General features: G+C 59.2%; 12 protein-coding genes and 1 pseudogene. 4 read left to right on the forward strand and 9 right to left on the reverse strand.

The features are described from left to right. From CRI93_RS13920 to CRI93_RS13930, 3 genes are all read left to right on the forward strand, one after another. Positions 1-4635 carry a T9SS type A sorting domain-containing protein gene (locus tag CRI93_RS13920; RefSeq protein ID WP_098063252.1) on the forward strand — a complete coding sequence of 1545 codons (4635 nt, stop codon included), beginning with the start codon at positions 1-3 and terminating at the stop codon, positions 4633-4635. 284 nt (positions 4636-4919) lie between these two features. Next, positions 4920-5891 carry a nucleoside recognition domain-containing protein gene (locus tag CRI93_RS13925; protein ID WP_098063253.1) on the forward strand — a complete coding sequence of 324 codons (972 nt, stop codon included), beginning with the start codon at positions 4920-4922 and terminating at the stop codon, positions 5889-5891. Positions 5892-5941: 50 nt separating this feature from the next. Continuing rightward, a complete protein-coding gene (locus tag CRI93_RS13930; RefSeq protein ID WP_098063254.1) occupies positions 5942-6490 on the forward strand; it encodes a spore maturation protein in 549 nt (182 codons plus the stop codon). Positions 6491-6688: 198 nt separating this feature from the next. On the opposite strand, the gene CRI93_RS13935 is transcribed toward CRI93_RS13930, so the two are convergent. From CRI93_RS13935 to CRI93_RS13950, 4 genes are all read right to left on the reverse strand, one after another. Further along, positions 6689-9133 (reverse strand): zinc-dependent metalloprotease, encoded by a 2445-nt coding sequence (locus CRI93_RS13935; RefSeq protein ID WP_098063255.1) that lies wholly within the window; start codon positions 9131-9133, stop codon positions 6689-6691. A gap of 210 nt (positions 9134-9343) precedes the next feature. After that, positions 9344-13600: an Ig-like domain-containing protein gene (locus tag CRI93_RS13940; RefSeq protein WP_141491728.1), complete on the reverse strand. Its 4257-nt coding sequence runs from the start codon at positions 13598-13600 to the stop codon at positions 9344-9346. A gap of 125 nt (positions 13601-13725) precedes the next feature. Next, a complete protein-coding gene (locus CRI93_RS13945) occupies positions 13726-14109 on the reverse strand; it encodes a hypothetical protein (protein ID WP_098063257.1) in 384 nt (127 codons plus the stop codon). 348 nt (positions 14110-14457) lie between these two features. Beyond that, the gene (locus CRI93_RS13950) at positions 14458-15114 is read right to left on the reverse strand and encodes an outer membrane beta-barrel protein (RefSeq protein WP_098063258.1); all 657 of its coding nucleotides are present in this window, start codon (positions 15112-15114) and stop codon (positions 14458-14460) included. A gap of 194 nt (positions 15115-15308) precedes the next feature. Between CRI93_RS13950 and glgB the strand changes: the two genes are divergently transcribed. Further along, a complete protein-coding gene (glgB, locus tag CRI93_RS13955; protein WP_098063259.1) occupies positions 15309-17216 on the forward strand; it encodes a 1,4-alpha-glucan branching protein GlgB in 1908 nt (635 codons plus the stop codon). A gap of 197 nt (positions 17217-17413) precedes the next feature. On the opposite strand, the gene CRI93_RS15635 is transcribed toward glgB, so the two are convergent. From CRI93_RS15635 to CRI93_RS15705, 5 genes and pseudogenes are all read right to left on the reverse strand, one after another. Beyond that, entirely contained in the window at positions 17414-17521 is a 108-nt protein-coding gene (locus CRI93_RS15635) for a HepT-like ribonuclease domain-containing protein (protein ID WP_483869239.1), read from the reverse strand. A gap of 191 nt (positions 17522-17712) precedes the next feature. After that, positions 17713-17892 (reverse strand): nucleotidyltransferase family protein, encoded by a 180-nt coding sequence (locus CRI93_RS13965; RefSeq protein WP_245850550.1) that lies wholly within the window; start codon positions 17890-17892, stop codon positions 17713-17715. A 303-nt stretch (positions 17893-18195) separates the two neighbouring features. Beyond that, positions 18196-18693: a hypothetical protein gene (locus tag CRI93_RS13970; RefSeq protein WP_098063260.1), complete on the reverse strand. Its 498-nt coding sequence runs from the start codon at positions 18691-18693 to the stop codon at positions 18196-18198. An 18-nt stretch (positions 18694-18711) separates the two neighbouring features. Then, on the reverse strand, positions 18712-19269 hold the full coding sequence (locus CRI93_RS13975; protein ID WP_098063261.1) for a hypothetical protein: 558 nt from the start codon (positions 19267-19269) through the stop codon (positions 18712-18714). 45 nt (positions 19270-19314) lie between these two features. After that, positions 19315-19433 (reverse strand): annotated as a pseudogene (locus CRI93_RS15705) (IS982 family transposase); the annotation flags it as partial.

The raw sequence follows: 19433 nt of genomic DNA on the forward strand, positions 1-19433 counted from the left end.
ATGAATAGCGTGTTCACAGGCAACTCTGTAGATGGCTCTGGCGGCGGTGCGATCTACAACAATGCTACGGGCGGTCAAAGCAGCCCGGTGATCACCAATTCCATCTTTGCTGATAACTCTGTAAACGGCTCTGGCGGTGCGATTTACAACGATGGCAGCAGCCTGCAGATCAGAAATGCGGTCTTCAGGGGGAATACCGCAAGTAGCGTCGGTGGCGCAATCTTCAGCACTCCCGGGCCCAGCCTGCAGATTGTTGGTGCCACCTTCACGGGTAACTCGGCAGACAGGGGCGGCGCACTCTATAGTCAAATGATCAGCGTGGAGATCGCGAACACTATTCTATGGGGCAACACGGCCTCCAGTAACGGCAACGAGATCTTCAACGAAGCCCTTACTCTCACGCTGGCCCACACGCTGATCGAGGAAGGGATCGCTGGGATCGTTGGATTTGGTTCTTCGATCAACGATGAAGGCGGGAATCTCGATACGGATCCGCTCTTTGCAGATGCCGACCGTCCAGCCGGAGGCGACGGCATCTTGGGCACTGCCGACGATGGGCTTCGCCTGCGGCAAGGCAGTCCCGCACTCAACGCTGGCAACAACACCGCCATTCCTGCAGGCATCGATACCGACATACTGGGCGAAGCCCGCATTCAGGACGGGACGGTTAGCCTTGGCGCCTATGAGCGTGTGTTCATCGCGGAGGCCCGCCTCCAACTGGTGGCCCGGCCAGCTGCAGAAACAGGCACGATCCAGCTTATCAATCTTGGGAATGTCGGCGTGAACGATGCGGAGGTCGACCTCGGGCTGCCCGCGGACGTCTCGGCACCTGATGCTATTGGCGATGGCAGCGTGAGCAGCAGCACCTGGACGGTCAATGTCCCGGCAGGCGAGACCGCCACCGTGCAGATTGCCTCCGAGCGGGGCGCCTCCGCCGATCCCGGCTTACTCGAACTAACCGCCACGCTTGGCACCGATAGCTATACGATTGATGGCGGTGGTGCGGATGCCACCGACCCCGACGATGCCACGTCCAACTGGGTCTTGCTCGAAGCGCCGTACGGCTCCGGCACCGCCCTTGCCTTCGACGGCACCGATGACGGGGCCACAGCCGAGGCCCATCCCGACCTCTCCGGCAACGCGCCGTGGACGATTGCCTTCTGGGCGAAGGTTGATGGCAGCGCCTCAGGCGCAGATCGCCAGGGCTGGTACCTCTGGAAAGGCCCGGCCTCGCAGTCGGAGAATCGCCTGCTCGCAATTGGCGTGACGGATGGCGCCGTGGAGGTGGCGCACTGGGCCAACGATAACACGTACGGCGCCGACGTGGCATTTGACACGTGGCAGCATGTGGCCGTGACCTACGACGGCAACGGCACCCAGCAGGTCTACCTCGATGGGGTGCTGCAAGATGAACGTACGGACATAGGCACACTCAACATCAACGAGGAGGCATGGTCCGTTGCGCAGCGGCCCGATGGCAGCGACCGGCTTCAGGTGGAGCTCGACGAGCTGCGGATGTGGACCGAGGCGCGCACCGAAGCCGACATTCAGGAAGCAATGCACCAGACGATTCCGTCGGATACGCCAGAACTGGTCGCTTCGTATCGCTTCGATGCCGCACAGGCGGATCAGCGCTTCGACGCAGATCACGATGGCACCACGGCGTATGATCTGACCGGCGGACGCGACGCCACATTTGAAGGCGATCCGCAGTGGACCGCCAGCGGCGCGCCGCTCGGGCAAGAAAGTGTGATAGTCGCTCCAGAAACGGAAGCAACCATTGGAGCCGACGGCCAAGCGCTCACGGCTACGGTGACCAGCACCACCGGGCGCTTCACCCTCTACCGCTACGGCGATGCCACCGCCGATGTGTTTGATGGGGACGCCTTGCCGCAAGGAGAAACCCAGCGAACGAACCTCGTGTGGGGGGCGGTGCCGGGCAATACAGCGACAGCAGACTTGACCCTCAGCTATGGCGACGTGACGGTGCCGAATCCCAGTGCCGTGGGCCTCGCGGAGCGTCCGGGTCCAGCCCAAACGTGGACAGCCCGCGCAGAAGAACCCGCCAGCGAGACGTTCACGCTTGACGGGCAAACGGATTCCCAAGAGGTTGCGCTCTACGACAACGGGCCGAGCATCCTGTACGTGGATGCCGCGGCCTCGGGCACTGGCACCGGCGCCTCGTGGAGCGATGCGTTCACTGACCTGGAAGATGCGCTGAGCGCAGCTCTCAGCAGTGACGTGATCGTCATCGCAGCAGGCACCTATACGCCCAGCCGCGAGCTTAACGCCGGAGAGGCACGTACAGCTACCTTTGAGGTGACCGGCACCCAAGACGGCCTTCGGATCTACGGGGGCTGGAGCGGAAGCGAAACGTTTACCGACGTGTCGGAGGTGGACGCGGCGCTGGACAGTCGCGACCTGGGTGCCAACGAAACCATTCTCTCCGGCAACATCAACGGCGACGAAAGTGACGACTCCGGCAACGCCTACCACGTGCTCGTCTTCAATGGGGGCAATGGCATTGGTGCAAGCAGTCCCGAAAACATCACGCCGGGCACGGTGCTGGATGGCCTCACCATTACCGGAGGGAATGCCAATGGCGGCTTTTCCAATTCCACTAATGCAGGAGGAGGGTTGTACTGCGACGGCGACAGTAGCGGCAATGCATGTAGCCCGTCGCTGACCGGGCTTACCTTCACCGGCAACTCCGCAGACTTCGGCGGGGCGATCTACAACAGTAGCATCAATGGCGGCACGAGCAGCCCACAGGTTACGAACGCGATCTTCACCGGCAACTCGGCAAACTTCGGCGGGGCAATCTACAACGGCGGCTTTAACAATGGCACGAGCAGTCCGCAAATTACCAGCGCGACCTTCACCGGCAACTCCGCCAGCAGTAGGGGCGGGGCGCTCTACAACAATGGCTCTTTCAACGGCACGAGCAGCCCACAGATTACCAGCGCGACGTTCACCGGCAACTCCGCCAGCAGCGGCGGGGCGCTCTATTTCCGTGGCGATGGCGGCACGATCGCTGCGCAGATTATAAACAGTGTATTTGCCAGCAACGGCGCCGATCACATCGGCTTCGAAGACGGCAACGCCGGCGGGCAGCCTCGCTTTGTAAGCTCTACCTTCACCGGCGCCACCGATTTCGCCTTCGACGTGCGATTCTATGACAGCGGGCAGACCCCCCTGGAGGTCGTAGGCTCCGTGCTGTGGGATAACGGCCCAGGCGGCATTGCAGGTACAAGCGCATCCGTCACCGACCCGGACGCGGCGGTAGCAGTGACGTTTTCCATCGTCGAAGAAGCGCGCTACGCCGCAGGCAGCGGCGACGCCAACGCGGGCCTGGGCAATATCAACCAGGATCCCCTGTTTGTGGATGCGAGCACCCCGGCCGGGCTCGACGGCGTATTTGGCACCCCCGACGACGGGCTGCGCCTTGCAGGCGGCTCCCCGGCGATTGCGCGCGGCACGTTCGCGCCGTTTGAATCCGGTGGCATTGCCGAAGACGTGACCACCGACCTTGCAGGCAAAGACCGTATCTTCGGCGCGCGCCCGGATCTGGGCGCCTTCACGTTCGACGACATCGCAACCACAAGTAGCGACATCGCCGACGCTGCCGGACTGCTCGGCTACCTGGCCCCGACCGGATTCGATGGGCTTGTGCTCCTGCGCGACAACACCGCAGCCAATGGCGGACTCACGCTCACCCGCACGGGCGAGGCTCCGGATGACCCCAGTGGCGAGTTGCCCGGCAACGTGGCCCCGTTCACCTGGACGGTCACCTCCAGTCTGGGCACCGCCCCCCGCTACGACCTTCTGCTCTCCACCGAGGATCTGGGCGGCATCAGCGACTTCAGCGCGCTCATGCTCTACAAGTCCGACGACGGCGGGCAGACGTGGGACGCCGTCGATACGTTCAGCGGCGCGAGCCTGGTGCTCGATGAAGACCGCGCCCTCGTGGCGGTGCAGGACCTCGTGGGCTTTAGCCAGTTCGCGATCGGAAGCACCGACCCCACCAACCCGCTTCCGGTGGAGCTGGCCGGATTTGAGGCGCAGCGCTCCGGCACCGAATCGGTCACCGTGCAGTGGCAGACGCTTTCGGAGACCGGCAACGCGGGCTTTGAAGTGCAGCGCGCTGCCGCATCCGTAGAGACGTCCCACTGGGGCGTCTCTACAACAGGCGAATCCTGGCAGACGATTGCGCATCTGGACGGCGCAGGCACCACCGACACCCCGCAATCCTACCGGTTCGAGGATACGCAGCTGCCCTATGCCGCCGACAGCCTCTCGTATCGCCTGCGCCAGATTGACACGGGCGGCACGGAAGCGTTTAGCGAGGCGATAACCATTGCGCGTCTGGTACAGGCTGCGGAACTGTTGCCGACGTATCCGAACCCGGCGCGTGGATCGGCCACCGTGCGCTTTGCCGTACCGGAGCGGCAGGACGTGCGCATCGACCTGTATGACATGCTGGGGCGGCGCATCCGCACGGTGGTGGATACGAATGCGGAGGGCCGCGCCGAAGCGCAGCTCGACGTGAGTGGACTCGCCAGCGGTACGTACTTCCTGCGTATGCACACCGATGCCGGACCTGTCGACACGCAGCGCGTGACGGTCGTGCGATAGCCCAACCTGGCCCTCAGACGAGTATCAGCGTACCGTGGAAATGCGTTTCGCATGCCATGGTATCCTGACATCCACAGGGAGATACGGCAGCAGATGCCCTTGCAGGGTGCGCATTCCTGCAAGGGTGTTTGCATTGTGGAAGCTCTCGTAAGAAAGTTGCTGACATAGGATGTTGCAGCTCCGCCTGCATCACCAAGCGGTAGCGATTGGGGGGCATCGTTCCGTATGCTGTGTGCTGTGCATTCCTGTTACGCGTCCTTGTCACGCATCTGCCCCACCTGCTCATGCTCAACTACATCTGGGCCGGGCTGATCATTTTCAGCCTGGTGTTTGCCCTTTCGACCGACGTGCAGGAGCTGTCGTCGGATCGCTATCGCAACGGTGATGCCCTGCCTGTCACCGTGTCCTTTCCAGAGGAGTACGACGCGGACGCCCGCCGTCAGCCGGTAACGGTGGAGCTTGATACCACGGCGTTTCAGGCGTTCTATCCGGATGCGACGACGCCCGACCCGCGCTACGAGGGACAGCTCGTGCAAACCCAAGATGGCAATCAGATCGTGTTTGGAAGTGGTACGGAGCTGCCGCAGCCGTGGCAGGACATGCGCGACTTCTACGGCGATGAAACCAGCGATCCGATTCGCGCTGAGGCCCAGCTCGACGCGGTAACGGGAACCGTTGCACAGGCGCGTCTCACGTTTGAGCCGGTTCATTTTCGCAAGCTGAACGACATTGCCGCGGCGGCGCTCAACTTCGCCGAGACCGCAGCCTCGCTGGCGCTGGGACTCATTGGCGTGCTGGCGCTGGTACTGGGCCTCCTTAAGATTGGCGAGGAGGGCGGACTCATCCACTCGCTTACGCGCTTCGTGCAGCCGGTGCTGCGCCCGCTCTTTCCGGAGCTGCCGAAAGATCACCCGGCCATGGGCACCATTGCCCTGAATCTGCTGGCGAATGTATTTGGGCTCGGCAACGCAGCCACCCCGCTGGGTATCAAGGCGATGGAGGACCTGCAGAAAGAGAACCCATCGGAGGAAACCGCGACCAACGCGATGGTGATGCTACTGGCGCTGAACACGTCGAGCGTGCAACTGGTGCCGCCGGTGCTACTCATCGCCATTATGGGCCTGCAAGTGAACGAGCTGGTATTCTCGATTGCGTTGGCTACGGCTTGCACCACCGTGGCGGGCATTGCGGGTGCGGTGTTCTTGAGTCGCATGAAACGCTTTGCCGACTCCAATCCGATGAACGACTCCTCATAGAGAAAATCCGCTCTGCATCCTCCTGTTTTATAACGTAATAGCAACATCTCATGCTTGAGACGATTCGCAGCATTGTTAGCATCCTTTCGTATTTTGTGCTTCCGGCGATTCTGGTCGGCTTCCCGCTGTACGGCCTGATTAAGGGCGTACGGGTCTACGAGGTGTTTGTAGAGGGCGCCAAGGAAGGCTTCGAGATCGCGGTCATGATTATCCCCTACCTGGTGGCCATCCTGTTTGCCATTGGTATGTTTCGGGCGTCGGGGGCGATGGACTTTCTGGTGGATACGCTTGACCCGGTGCTCGGATGGTTCGGCATTCCGGCCGAAGTGCTGCCGATGGCGATTATGCGACCGCTTACGGGATCCGGGTCGGCGGCGCTTGTGGCGGATATGGTGGCGCAGTACGGCGAGGATGCGCTCATCGTGAAGATGGTGGCCACCATGTTTGGATCGACGGAAACCACATTCTACGTGATTGCGGTGTACTTCGGGGCCGTCAACATCCGCAAGACGCGGCACGCGGTGCCCGCGGGCCTGTTTGCTGATGGCGTGGGCGTCATTGCTTCCGTGTACGCGGTGCGCTTGCTCTTTGGGGGATGATGCATGTTGGCGCCACACCGCGCGTAGGCACACGGCGCGCCGTGTGCCTACATACGGGGACAACATCCAGCCTGGGTTGAACGGTCCTCCGTTCAACCACGCATCCGCAAATAAACACATCCCACCAAACAAAAAAGCGCCCCTCCGGCCCAGAAGGCCCGAGGGGCGCGTGCTATATGCAGCACACACGACGCGGTGTTAGGCGTCGAGGATCGACTCGATGCGGCTAAGCGCATCTTGCAGGTGCAGTTCGGTGCTGCGGTCGGTGGTGCGGTTCAGGGCGCGCTGGATGTCTTCCTCCAGCGTGCGCAGCTCGCCCCGCACGTACGGGCGAATGTCGGACTGTTCGACCGTCACTGGGGTCAGGTCGAAGTACTCCGCGAGCGCATCCGACGGCATGTCCGGCTCTTCATTGAGTAGGTAGTGCATGCGGTCGAGGTAGCCCCGCTGCAAGGAGCGGCGGTAGGCGTCGATGGGCTCGCCCTGTGCCAGCTCCGACCACACGTTGGCACGCAGGCCTTCGAACAGGTCGAGGGCGGTGTACACCTCGTCGGCGCCGTGCATGGCTTCAGCTTCTACCAGGCGCGCAATGCGCATGGGATCGAGCACATCGTTTACTACGCCGACTTGCACGTTACGAATGCGGTCGATCGTGCCGCTGTTTTCGATGCGGCGCAGCACGTCTTCCTCAAGCAGCCACTCGGGCGTGTCGAACGCGTAGGTACCGAGGAACTCCATGGCGCGCTGCTGCTGCTCAGCAGGCACAACCTCGTATACCATGCCGTCCTGGTCGTAGGACTTGTGCGTTTCAAAGACGCCACCCAGGTTGCGGGTCACGTGACCCAGATAGCGATTCCACTGCGTCACGACTTCGCCATAGAGCTCGTCGAGCTGCTCGTAGGACTCGCCCTCGCGGTACGTCCAGTCGATCAGATTTGGCACGATGCGCTCCAGATTGGCGATACCGAGTTCGCCGGCTTCCATGTTGTCATCGCCAAGGGCCTCGCGCTGCGAGCGCGGATCGGCGCCCATCGAGTTAGAGCCACCAAAGAAGTACTCAGGCTCGCCAGCGCGCTCACGGATCCATTCGTTGAGCACGGCTTCTTCGGCATCGGGCGAATCGTACTCGGGCAGTACCGAGTAGCCCCACTTCACTGACCACGTATCGTACGGACCCACTTTCGGGTCGAAGCTATCTACGCCATCGCCGGGCTGCGCAATGTAGTTGAAGCGCGCATAGTCCATGATGGACGCTGCCGTGCCATTTTCGGAGGTGTAGGTGGGTGATCGGAGTGAGTCGACCGGCACCGCATGCGAGGAGCCCCAGTTATGTGGCAGCCCCAGCGTGTGTCCGACCTCGTGGGCGGATACAAAGCGGATGAGTTCGCCCATCACGTCGTCATCAAAGTTGACGGCGCGGGCATCGGGGTTGGCCGCTGCAGTCTGGATGAAGTACCAGTTACGCAGCAGGTTGGCCACGTTATGGTACCAGCCGATGTGGCTCTTCAGGATCTCGCCGCTGCGCGGGTCATGCACGTGCGGACCGTAGGCGTTCGGAATTTCGGAGGGGAAGTACCGAATCACCGAGTAGCGGATGTCTTCGGGACTATAGTCCGGGTCTTCCTCTTCGGTCGGCGCATCCTTCGCGATAATCGCGTTCTTGAAGCCCGCTGCTTCAAAGGCCACCTGCCAGTCTTCCACGCCTTGTTTCAGGTACTCGCGGTAGCGCTCGGGTGTGGCGCGGTCGATGTAAAAGACAATCGGCTCCACCGGCTCCACAAGCTCGCCGTTGGCGTACGCTTCGGGATCCGACGGCTCCAGGCGCCAGCGTGTAATGTAGCAGCGCTCTACGGCGCGATGCTCATCGCGACCATAGTCGACCTGCTCCACGTTGAAGTAGCCCACGCGCTCGTCGCAGAGACGGGCCTGCATGGGCTCTTCGGGCAAGAGCACCATCGAGTGGTTCATCTTGACGGAAATAGAGTTGGTCGAGGCGTTGGAGGGAGGCTCCTGCGCATTGTACGTGAGCACGTTGCGCACTTCGATGTTTTCCGGATAGCTGGCTGCACGCTCAAAGAACGTGCGGTCTCCATCCAAGCTGCGTACCTGATACTGTTCACGGCGGCTCTGCTGCAAGCCCAACGCAGGTACATCGCTCGTAAACAGCGGTGTGGTGTCAATGACCACCGCCGAGCTATCAGCGTTGTGCGCCTCAATATCGAACGCCATGATGATGGGCTCGAAGTTGGCATTGCGCACCGCCTCGTAGATCGGCTCGTCCTCGTCGGCCACATTTTCGTAACTTACACGCCGCAGCAACACGCGGTCGTTTTGCTGTTCCCAGCGCAACACCTGCGTCTGCGCCTTCTCGCCACCAAAACCGATGTCGGTGGCGGTCTGCGCAATGCGCGTTACCATGAGCATCTCGGTGCCGAGTAGCGAGTCGGGAATCTCATAGTAGAGCTTTTCCTCTTTCACGTGGGTGGTGAAGAGACCCTCGTCGGACTCGGCGTCTGTTACAATTTCTTCATAGGTGGAGGCAGAAGGTTCGTCGTCATCGGAAACAGCCGCAGACTGTGAGGAGGCACACCCGGTGAAGACCAGGGCCGCCACCGCACACGCGGCAAGCAGTCGGTGAAGCATAAAGAGCGAAAGCGTGTCAAGAAAAAAGGAGATCCACCTCTTATGAAGCCGCATGGGGCTGGAATCGTTTCCGGTACGGACTGGTCATGATATCAGATGCGACATGGATACATAGTCCACAGAGAAGGCAGCGAAAAAGCGCAGCAGCAAGGACGAATAGCCCTTTGCTGCTGCGCTTGTTTAGATAACCGTGTGAGCCCCACTTATCGGTTAGCGGACCACCGTTACGCGTTGGGTTTTGATGGTGCCGTTGCTTTGTAGTTGCAGGAAGTACGTCCCGCTTGAAAGTCGGCTCAGGTCCATCTGTACTTCGGTGCGTCCATTGCTCGTTCCATCGAAGAGCATCCGCACGCGCCGTCCAAGCATATCGTAGAGGGCAATACGCACGCGCTGTTGCGGTGGGGCCGCGTACCGAAGCGTGGCATGGTCCCGTGCTGGATTCGGATACGTGGGAAGAAGCTCGACCTGGTTCACACTGCGTTCGACAGAGACCGGATCGGTAATGTGCTCGGTGCCATCACTATCCACCTGACGCAGTCGATACGATAGGGAGTCGGCGGCGAACGGCAGGTCGGTGTCTTCAAACTGATACTGCTGCGGTTCATCCGTTGTCCCGGCTCCGTCGAGCATGGTTAGCGTCTGCCAGGAGGCGTTGCCTTCGTCCGTTGCCCTCGATGTGGCCATGCGCTGTACTTCAAAGCCGACGTTGTTGGTCTCCGAGGCTGTACGCCATGAGAGCACCACCTGGTCTGCGTTGAGCGCAGCATCAAAGGTCGTGAGTTCTACAGGAAGCGGAGCCGCGTCGCTTGCGAGTACGAACTCGCTGAATCCCGTAGCCCCGGTGGCATCGAGCACATCGTCGCTTAAGTCGCCGGTGGTGCCGCCGTTGTCGTACGTGGTAGTAAGCGCCCCGAACGTGCCGGTGTCGGGCGTTCCACGACGGTACACGGTTACATTAGGGCCGTTGGCTTCGTCGAAACCGGGCGCGGGAATAGCACTGCGCTCAAACCGGAGCACCGATGCCGCATCAAACTGAAGATCGTTATCTTGGACCACGATCCATCGATACGGACTTACGTCGAACGATGCATCGATGCCGTTGGTATTTGACGGCGGCGTGTCGAACCGGGCCGCTGTTACCGTGCCAGAGCCGCTTACGCCCGTGAGATTGGTTGTCAGACCGGTGTTTCCAAAGGCATAAGAGCCATCGGCATTCACGTTTGCCACCTCGCCCACCGCATCCGCTACAAAGAAGTCGAAGGGACGGCTCAGTTGCCCATTCACCGGGTCGTTACTATGGATCGCGATGTTGCCGTCGTAGGTATCTACAGGAAGCGTGGTGCCGTCGAAGGTAACATCGACCGTTTCACTGGTTCCAGCAGCTACCGTCCCTGAAACCGGCTCAAAGGCCACGAAGCTACCTTGGGCTCGTAGCAGCCAGTTGCCCGGAAAGCCTGCATCTGCTATGGGCGAGAGGCCGCTCAAATCGGTCGTGTCGAACGCACCGGATGCTGCTGTCCCAACCCACGAAGCACCGACATCCGTAGTCTCATCAATTGGGGCCGGTGTTGTAGACGACGGAGCCAGCACGGCGACAAAGAACACGCCCGAGACCGTCGTTGGAGTAATGGGCTCGACCTGGAGTTGATCGCCCCCGGATACGTCGCTTTGCGTTGTAACGCTCGTGAGCAATGTGGCATCGGTTGGGTCGCCGTCGTTATTCGGGTCGTCGTACAGGAGAAACTCGACCGGGCTTCCAGTAGCCAATGAGGTGCCAAATGCGGAGGCAATGGCCGTGATCGTTGCGGCGCCGTCCTGCGTCTCGAATGCGTTAAGCCATAAGATGTCTGCACCGCTTGTAATTCCTATGTTGTTTTCGCTGCTTCCATCATCTAATGTATAGATAAACTCAGATGGATCAAGCCCACCGCCTGATGACGTGGATGGAGCCGATGCGAGCCCGGCTTCAAGCAGGTTAGACGACGACCTGGCAGTCGGCGCTACAGAAGCCGTTGCAGCCACTTCATTGGGGGTGAAGGAGCCCAGCCCGGTGGCCTCCGCAAAAATGTCGTAGTCAAGTGCGGTACCTCCGCTATTTGCGACAGTAAGCGACTGCGTGGCCGATTGGCCGGTTTCCACCGCCTCAAACAGCGACGCTGCGGGCACGTCGATTACAGGAGGAAGCACCACATCGGCCTCCAACGGAATGGTTACCGTCGATTCATCTGGGTCATTGCTCGTGATGGTGAGTGACTCGCTGTATGTCCCTGTGCTTCCCGGTGCAAACTCTATCGTAGCCGTTATGGCATCGCCAATGGGCAGCGAGCCGGTCGGAATGCCACCTCCGGTGAACGCGAAGCTGGTGCCGGTAAGCGTCACGTTGGTAATGTCAAGCGGCGCAGAACCAATGTTTTCTACCTGAATGTCAACCGTGGGCACATTGAACAGGGTGCCACTGGACGTATCGAAAAACAATGTGCCAAGACCAACTGCCGTTGGAGCGACAGTAATGGCTGGATCGCCCGCTAACGATGTAATTGTATTCTCCGCATTCACGAATCCAGCACCCGTCAGAAAGTCAAATCCCGGACTCTCCATGTTGGCTGCTCCATTGGCCTGTGCCGTGTAGATGTCGGTGGGCGAGAGCGAGGCGTCGGCTTGTAACTGGAGCGCGGCAAGGCCCGCTACGTGCGGAGCCGAGGCGGAGGTACCAAAGAAGTTCGGAAACGAGTCGCCGTCATTGAGCGATTGGCCGAAAAAAGTGGTGTTTCCTCCATCGGGCCCAGTGATGCGCGGCTGATCACGTACTTCGGGGGTCGTTTTGCGTGTACCGTCCAGGTTGAACAGGATGGCGTTTCCACCCAACGAGGTGAACGACTCCGGCACTGCTGGCGACGTGCCAAACTCGGGCGACTGGAACCACGCGGATGCTCCTACCCCTGCGCCTCCTTCCGCAATGCTATGTCCGAAGCTGGTGGGGCTGTTTGTGGCGTACTCCTCTATGGTGAGGTTGCCACCGTAAATGTACTTGATGCGCCCGGGGTTAGGCCCATCGAAGTTCTCGATATACAGGTTGAATGTCTCGTCGGGGGTGCCATCTCCATCGGCATCAAAGGAGCCGTCATTTGTAAACTGCAGAAACTCGATCGGGTCGCTGCTTATGTTGTCGTTTGCCGCCTGTGCAACGACGGTACCCGACTGATCCAAAACAAAAATATCAAGGTCGGTATCAGCTGCTGTGTTGGGATCCCCCGTCACAGAAACGTACGGATCATCCCACTGCAGCGAGAGGCGAAAAGACCCACTAACTGGAACGGTGATCTGCTGCTGCGTGTCTGTTGCCGCCGAGGGATCAAAGTCGTACGCAACCGTTCCATCGGACGATACGAAAGACGGCGTTTCCGACTCGTACGACTGGTCGGCGTTGTTGCCTGCCGATGAGAAGTACGGTACGCCGTCGTCGGGATCGCCTGTGTTTACGCCAGTCACTTCGTCTACGGCCTGGGCAATGATGCCATCCTGGAAAAAGGGCTCAGTGAAGTAGAACACATCATCTACGATTACATCGGAGCCTGCATCGCGAAGCTCAATGATGCCATTGGCAAAGCCAGCTTGTCCGCCAAACGCTGTGTGAAAGGCCAGGTCAGACCCAGGAGCCACGTCGAAAATGAGCTGCATCATTGCACGCCCTTCATCGCTCCCCGTAATGCTGTCATCGAGCACATCAATGCGGTCGGCGGGTGGGAGGTCGCCAGTACTAATGTCGTCTGCGGCGTCTGTGCTGGCACTCGAAGAGGTATCGTACGAATCCGAAAGAACCCCTATGGTGCGCCCTGAGCCGTCGATCCCAAACGTAGTCCGAACATCGTCGGTGTTCATGGCGGCATCGCCCTGCGAATCTGTTGCACCTACACGGGGAGTCACGCCCCCGAGGCCATTCTGCGGAGCTTGAGGCTGCGGGGTTGCGGCAACGGCACGGCGCGCAGCATTGAGCTCAGGAAGTGCTGCCACCGCTGGAATCCGCTTAATGGGAATGCGTGCCGACACCACGTTTTGGAACCGGGAGACGTGTAGTGCCCCCGCTTCACGCAGGGATGCCGCAAGCGCTTCCGCGTCGCCGCGACGAGCTGTTGCGTCGATGGTTACGCGCCCGCTCTCAAACGACGTGCTCTGAAGCGCCTTTGACTGAAACGGTTCTGGGGCACCGCTTGCCTCATAGGCCTCGTACTCCCGATAGAGCAACGCCAAGTCGAATCCAACACGCGATAGAGGGCCGTCTTTGCTGGTGCGGTCGGTGCCGTAGATGTCTGCCTGAGCAGAATCTACAATCTCGGAATCGAGCGCATGTATCTGCTGGGCATAGACCGTATGGGCGTCTGTGATGAACCCTGCAATGAAAATGACAAGGAGCGGTGTTACAACGCGTCGCAATAACGCGCTACGGAGTGAATCGAAGCCGTTGCGCATGACGAAAAAGGGGATGAAGAGAATGAAATAATGGATGCGATTCAAACGTAATCATTGCTTAGTTGACATGCAATTCAATGAGTAGCGGTTTGACTGGTGCAGCAGGTCTGCACAAAACAGTTGTTTCATCGCCTGCGCTCTTGAGGTGCGTCGCGTTGTGGTGGCATGCGTACAGGTGGCTCATGCGTTTGCGGACGTGTCATACGAACCTGGTGTAGCGATGACAGAAGCGCCACTTCAGGGATGCGCTGTATAGAAATGCGTGCTGATACCACAGGCCCAGCGGCTTCGATGTTGGTAGCGCCCAGCGCCTCCAGGTCGTCTCGCAGCGCTTCTGTTGGTCCTGACGCAACGGCGTCAATCGTTACTTGACCTGCAGCCGGTGCAAACTGATTTTCCGGGGTCTGCGGCGCCTGCAACTGTGCATAGTAGTAGTGCCGGAGCAGCGCCGATCCCGCCTTTGCAAATCGCCCGTCTTTGCCTCGAAAATCAGGCCCGTGGATATCCATTAGAATGTGTATCTCAATGCAGGTGGGCAAGAGCAACGCCTGACCAGGACATACCAACTCTGTAGACGAAGACTGCGGGGGCACCTGGCTGAAGCCCAGCCGGGGCAATAGGAAGACGAATATCCCTATACCGAAAGCACAAATCAAACGGCAGATGCACGGAGAAAGATCTGTCCGGTAGTGCCTGTAACTGAGTGTATGCAAGGTCTCTGATAGACGGTGAGTGGCAGATCGTAACTACGCGCTGTAGCTTTTCCACAGGCTACGCCAACCTTGTACAGAAGATGCGGAGACCCTCCGTATTGTGTGCTTTGGTGGTATTATCACCACTTGTCTACCAAAACAGCCTCAAAACGGTGCCACAATCAGCCCTATACGTATTTCAGCGTAGTCGAGCGTGGATTCGCCCGTGTCTTGAAAGCTGGCGGTAGCGGTGTAGCGCGGTTCGAGGAACAGGCTCATCGCATCAATCACGCGAACGGCCACCCCCGCGCCCACATGTACACCGCCCAAAGTGGCGTCGCTACGCGGAGCACCCAGGCGGGGGGCAAAGTCGAATGTGACGTCATCTTCTTCTCGATGGAAGACGCCGAATCCAGCCGAAAAATAGGGAATCCACCGCCCCTCTGTGCGAAACAGGTACTTTAGATTCATGGTGCCGGAGTAGATCGCGAGGGCTCCGCTCACCGAAAACGTAACCGCAGGATACGTATTGCGGTACCCTTCCTCGTCCAGATCGAATCGGCTGTAGGCTCCATGAAAAGACAGTTCCCATTCGGGGGTCAGCGTAATGCCGACCCCGCCCGATAGCGTGTATCCAAACTCGTAGAGGTCGCTAAACTCGGAGGTGCTGTATGGATACGTGGGGCTGCCGCCAACATACACCTGCACACGGCGGTCGGATACGTCTTGCAGTTGCCCATGTGCGGGCGCGCTGCTAAGCAGACTGCTAAACAGGAGGGCGACAAGAAGCGAACTGAGAAGAGAAAGCGAGACACGCGTCATGCCAATGCGATACAAATGAAAAGAGCAAACACCAACAGTAACGAGACGAGCGACGTGAAACGCAAGAAAGCGCCTGAAACACAAAAAAACACGAAGCCCACCCCTGCATTGCCCAAAAGCGGTTGACAATGGATGCACAGCGTGTATCTTGAGGCACTATCTGTTTCCTGCTTTTTGCGTAGCCCCCTCCGCCTATGTCTCGTCTCACCGCCGACCAACGCTATCTCTGGAATGAAGGCACCGACTACCAGTGCTACACGTGGATGGGCGCGCAGACCACTCCAACGGGCACCTGGTTTCGGGTATGGGCGCCGAACGCTGATGCCGTGGCGGTGATGGGCGACTTTAACGACTGGTCCTCGGAAGCGCATCCCATGCGTGATGCAGGGGGCGGACTCTGGGAGGTGCACATTCGCTCGGCCCAGCCCGGCGCGCGCTACAAGTATCGCCTCAACGCCAATGGCGAAGCGCTCGACCGCACCGACCCGTTCGCATTTGCGCTGGAGCCCCCCGCCGAGAACACCTACGAGGGCATCGCCTCCATCATCGTGGACCTGGACGACTACACCTGGGCCGATACCGATTGGATGGCCGACCGCTCCGGTCCCGATTCGCTCAATGAGCCCATTTCTATCTATGAGCTGCACCTGGGCTCGTGGCGCCACCAGGCCCCCGGCGAGTCGTACAGCTACCGCGACATTGCCGAGCCGCTGGCCGAGTACGTCACCGAAATGGGCTACACGCACATCGAGCTCATGCCCGTGGCCGAGCATCCATACTACGGTTCCTGGGGCTACCAGACGCTGGGCTACTACGCCCCCACCTTCCGCTACGGCTCGCCGCAGGATTTCATGCACTTTGTGGATACGATGCATCAGCACGGCATCGGGGTGCTCATGGACTGGGTGCCCGCCCACTTCGCCACCGACCCGCAGGGCCTCACGTACTTCGACGGCACCCACCTCTTCGCCTACGATGATCCGCAGATGCGCCACCACCCCGACTGGGGCACCTACGTGTTCGACTACGGACGCAACGGCGTGCGCAACTTCCTCATCGGCAATGCGCTCTTCTGGCTCGACTACTATCACATCGACGGCCTACGGGTGGATGCCGTAGCATCGATGCTCTACCGCGATTATTCGCGCGGCACCAACTGGACGCCCAACGAGCACGGCGGACGCGAAAACCTGGAGGCCATTCGCCTGCTCCGCGACACCAACACACAGGTGTACAAGCACTTCCCCGACGCTATCACCATCGCCGAGGAGTCAACGGCCTTTCCGGGTGTCACCAAACCCGTCGATCATGGCGGACTCGGCTTCCTCTATAAGTGGAACATGGGGTGGATGAACGACACCCTCGAATACATTGAGAAGGAGCCGATTCACCGCAAGTACCACCACGGCGACTTTACGTGGACGCTCAGCTGGGCTTTCTCGGAGCAGTTTATGCTGCCGTTCTCGCACGACGAGGTGGTGCACGGCAAGGAGTCAATGTGGGGCAAGATGCCCGGCGACGACTGGCAGAAAGCGGCGAACCTGCGTGTGCTCTACACCCATCAGTACGGGCATCCGGGCAAGGTGCTCTCGTTTATGGGCAACGAGTTCGGGCAGCACCACGAGTGGAATCATGACGAGTCGATTGAGTGGCACCTGCAAGACAAGCCGCTACATGCGGGCATCCAGCAGTGGGTGGCCGACCTGAACGCGCTCTACCGCAGCCGTCCGGCCCTCTGGAACGACGACCGCGATAGCTTCCAGTGGATCCACTACGGCGACCGCGAGCAGAGCGTGCTCAGCTACCTGCGCCGCCATGACGACCAGGTGCTCGTCTTCGTCCTCAACATGACGCCTGTGGCGCGCACCGACTACCGCGTGGGACTGCCTCATGCCGGCATGTGGACTGAGCGCCTCAACAGCGACGCCGATGTATACGGCGGTAGCGGCGTGGGCAACGCCGGACGCGTGAAGGCGACGGAGAATCCGTACCTGGGCCAGCCCGCCTCGGCCTCAATTGTGGTGCCGCCATTGGGCGCGCTGATCCTCTCCCCTAAAGATCAGGCAGATTGCGACGCAACGCCGAAAACACCTGCGGGATGATTGAACGCGCGTGATTCTGATGAGAACGATCTGACAGGTCTTGCGGAGACCTGTCAGATCTATTTGGGGCCTGATGGGTCAGGCTGAGAGCCTATGACTTCTTATTTTGGGCACCCCAGGAGTACTTCCTCTACCGACGGCTGTCGGTATCGGGGCGCTTCCATACCTTAGCCAAGGGTGTTACCCATGTTGCCGGTCTATTCTGTTACCGACTGCGTCGCCACTTCCCAAACAATCTCGTAGTCCACTCCGAAATACCCATGAATGAGTCGATCGCGCATTCCGGCCATCGCTCGCCACCTCACGTCCGGGTACCGATCTCGGGTCTCGGCTGAGAGGTTCTGGAATGCCCCCGTTCTTCGTGGCCTCGCCGATGGCCTCAATGCTGCGCACAAACGCTCGCTTCAACGTCTCGTCGTCGGCGAACTGGTCGAAGCTGACCTCATGGCTGGACTCAACCAAATATCGTGCTTCGTCTTGAATGTGACGAAGATATTCAATCTCCGATCTCGACATATTCGACCTCTTCCAAGATATGAGGACCAAGATGGGGGCTCAGGGCCTCACGCGTCACCAATTCCACCGAACGTCCCAGTTCGTCTTCCAACAAAAAAGAGACGGCCATGAAGTTGTCAAAGGACTTTTCTCCCGGCATAAACTCAACCAGAAGATCCACGTCGCTCTCGGGGCCGGATTCGCCTCCCCGAAATGAGCCAAATAGGCCGGCGCCGGACGCCAAGCTGACGCAGATCGTCTCGGTGGCGACGCAGGCACCCAATCAGGTCTTGTTTGGTTTGAACGGTAGCCATAGCAATTGAAAAACTGCTGCTGCCCGCGGATGTTGCCGCGTAGTATAACGGGACGAGCTCTGCGGCGAAGGCTGGCAATAGCCTATCAAACAGGCGGCAGAAGCGTCACCCCTTCGGGCCTACCGAAAAGCCCTGTGCCCTTCGTCCGCAGCAGCGTGGGTTATGCCAACTTACCGCACACGGTTTGCCCACACCTTTTTCCCATTCTCAACATTAATTAGGTACAACTCATCAGATGATACGATTACTCGGTAAGGAGGAAGCCAGTATCCTGTATCATATCGATCATACTGTGAGATCTCCCACAGTGAGTCGTCTGAAAGTTGTAGTATCGCACCATCACCACGCTCTCGCACAACTTGTCCCAGCAAACCCGTGTTTAGATCTGGCGTCCCGCTGATCAACTCTACTTCGGTTTCTGTGCCATCAACGAAAGCAATACCGTTTCCCTCTTCACTTGTGAGGATGATCGTAATATCGCTCGCTGGCAAGATCATACTGTAACCTGTTTTGACCCAGCGTGAGCCGTCCATCAGCGTAAATAAATCACTATCCGTGCTGAGTACGCTGCTTTGTACGTACGCAACAGGAACTAACTCTTTATCTTGAGCGAAAGCCGAGGTTAAGCACCAGACGGCAAGTATAGCTATCAGAAGTAGTCTTTTCATATTTGTTCAGGACATGATCTACTCCTTGGATACAAAGTAAAATGTGTGAGACTCATCGTCGGTTGGAACTGTTATTCTCAATCGACCGCTGTCTCTGAGTGCGAAGTACACTGCCCCAGCAATTTGGTCACCTCCAAACAGCGTTTCCCTTCGAAGGAGGGTTGACTGTACGTTGCTACCTTGAGCTATTGCAGCGAGAGAACTGCCCCGGGCAAGATCCCGATTCGTTTCAGTATCGATATTCGTGTCCTGATTATACGAAACTGCTGCCGCGTTAAGGGCAGCTGTTAGGCGCTCATCAAAAGTGATTTTGTCGACTGCATCGTCTGGTGGATAGATCGGCAGACGCTCTGCATTTCCATCCTGCTCGTGGAGCACATTGATCTCCGTGGGCTCCATGTTGAAAGCGTTATTGCCCTCATTGCGCACAAGCAAGATCAGTTGCATGTGCTTCTCGTTCTCGGCGAGCCTCTCAAGTCCGGCCAGGACGGTGCTGCGCTGTCCTTGTGAAACAAGTAGTTCAAGGCCTTCTTCGTATACCTTTTGAACTCCCTGATCCTGATTGGTAGACGCCACATAGCTTGCTGGAGAGCAACCACATAGGAATACTGCAAATGCGAATCAGGAGTTGAAGGCGAGCAGGAGCATCGCGGCGGCGAAGCGTCCGAACACATGCACCATCAGCCCCCGGGTCGACCGGACCTTCGAGGCGGCCTGAATGCCGGTTTTTTCTTCAATCC

Source organism: Longimonas halophila, assembly GCF_002554705.1.
GTDB lineage: Bacteria > Bacteroidota > Rhodothermia > Rhodothermales > Salinibacteraceae > Longimonas > Longimonas halophila.

What these genes read in the sequence shown, in the direction of transcription:
- CRI93_RS13920 (WP_098063252.1), top strand. Translation starts at nt 1, where the DNA reads ATGAATAGCGTGTTCACAGGCAACTCTGTAGATGGCTCTGGCGGCGGT.
- CRI93_RS13925 (WP_098063253.1), top strand. Translation starts at nt 4,920, where the DNA reads ATGCTCAACTACATCTGGGCCGGGCTGATCATTTTCAGCCTGGTGTTT.
- CRI93_RS13930 (WP_098063254.1), top strand. Translation starts at nt 5,942, where the DNA reads ATGCTTGAGACGATTCGCAGCATTGTTAGCATCCTTTCGTATTTTGTG.
- CRI93_RS13935 (WP_098063255.1), bottom strand. Translation starts at nt 9,133, where the DNA reads ATGCTTCACCGACTGCTTGCCGCGTGTGCGGTGGCGGCCCTGGTCTTC.
- CRI93_RS13940 (WP_141491728.1), bottom strand. Translation starts at nt 13,600, where the DNA reads ATGCGCAACGGCTTCGATTCACTCCGTAGCGCGTTATTGCGACGCGTT.
- CRI93_RS13945 (WP_098063257.1), bottom strand. Translation starts at nt 14,109, where the DNA reads ATGGATATCCACGGGCCTGATTTTCGAGGCAAAGACGGGCGATTTGCA.
- CRI93_RS13950 (WP_098063258.1), bottom strand. Translation starts at nt 15,114, where the DNA reads ATGACGCGTGTCTCGCTTTCTCTTCTCAGTTCGCTTCTTGTCGCCCTC.
- glgB (WP_098063259.1), top strand. Translation starts at nt 15,309, where the DNA reads ATGTCTCGTCTCACCGCCGACCAACGCTATCTCTGGAATGAAGGCACC.
- CRI93_RS13970 (WP_098063260.1), bottom strand. Translation starts at nt 18,693, where the DNA reads ATGAAAAGACTACTTCTGATAGCTATACTTGCCGTCTGGTGCTTAACC.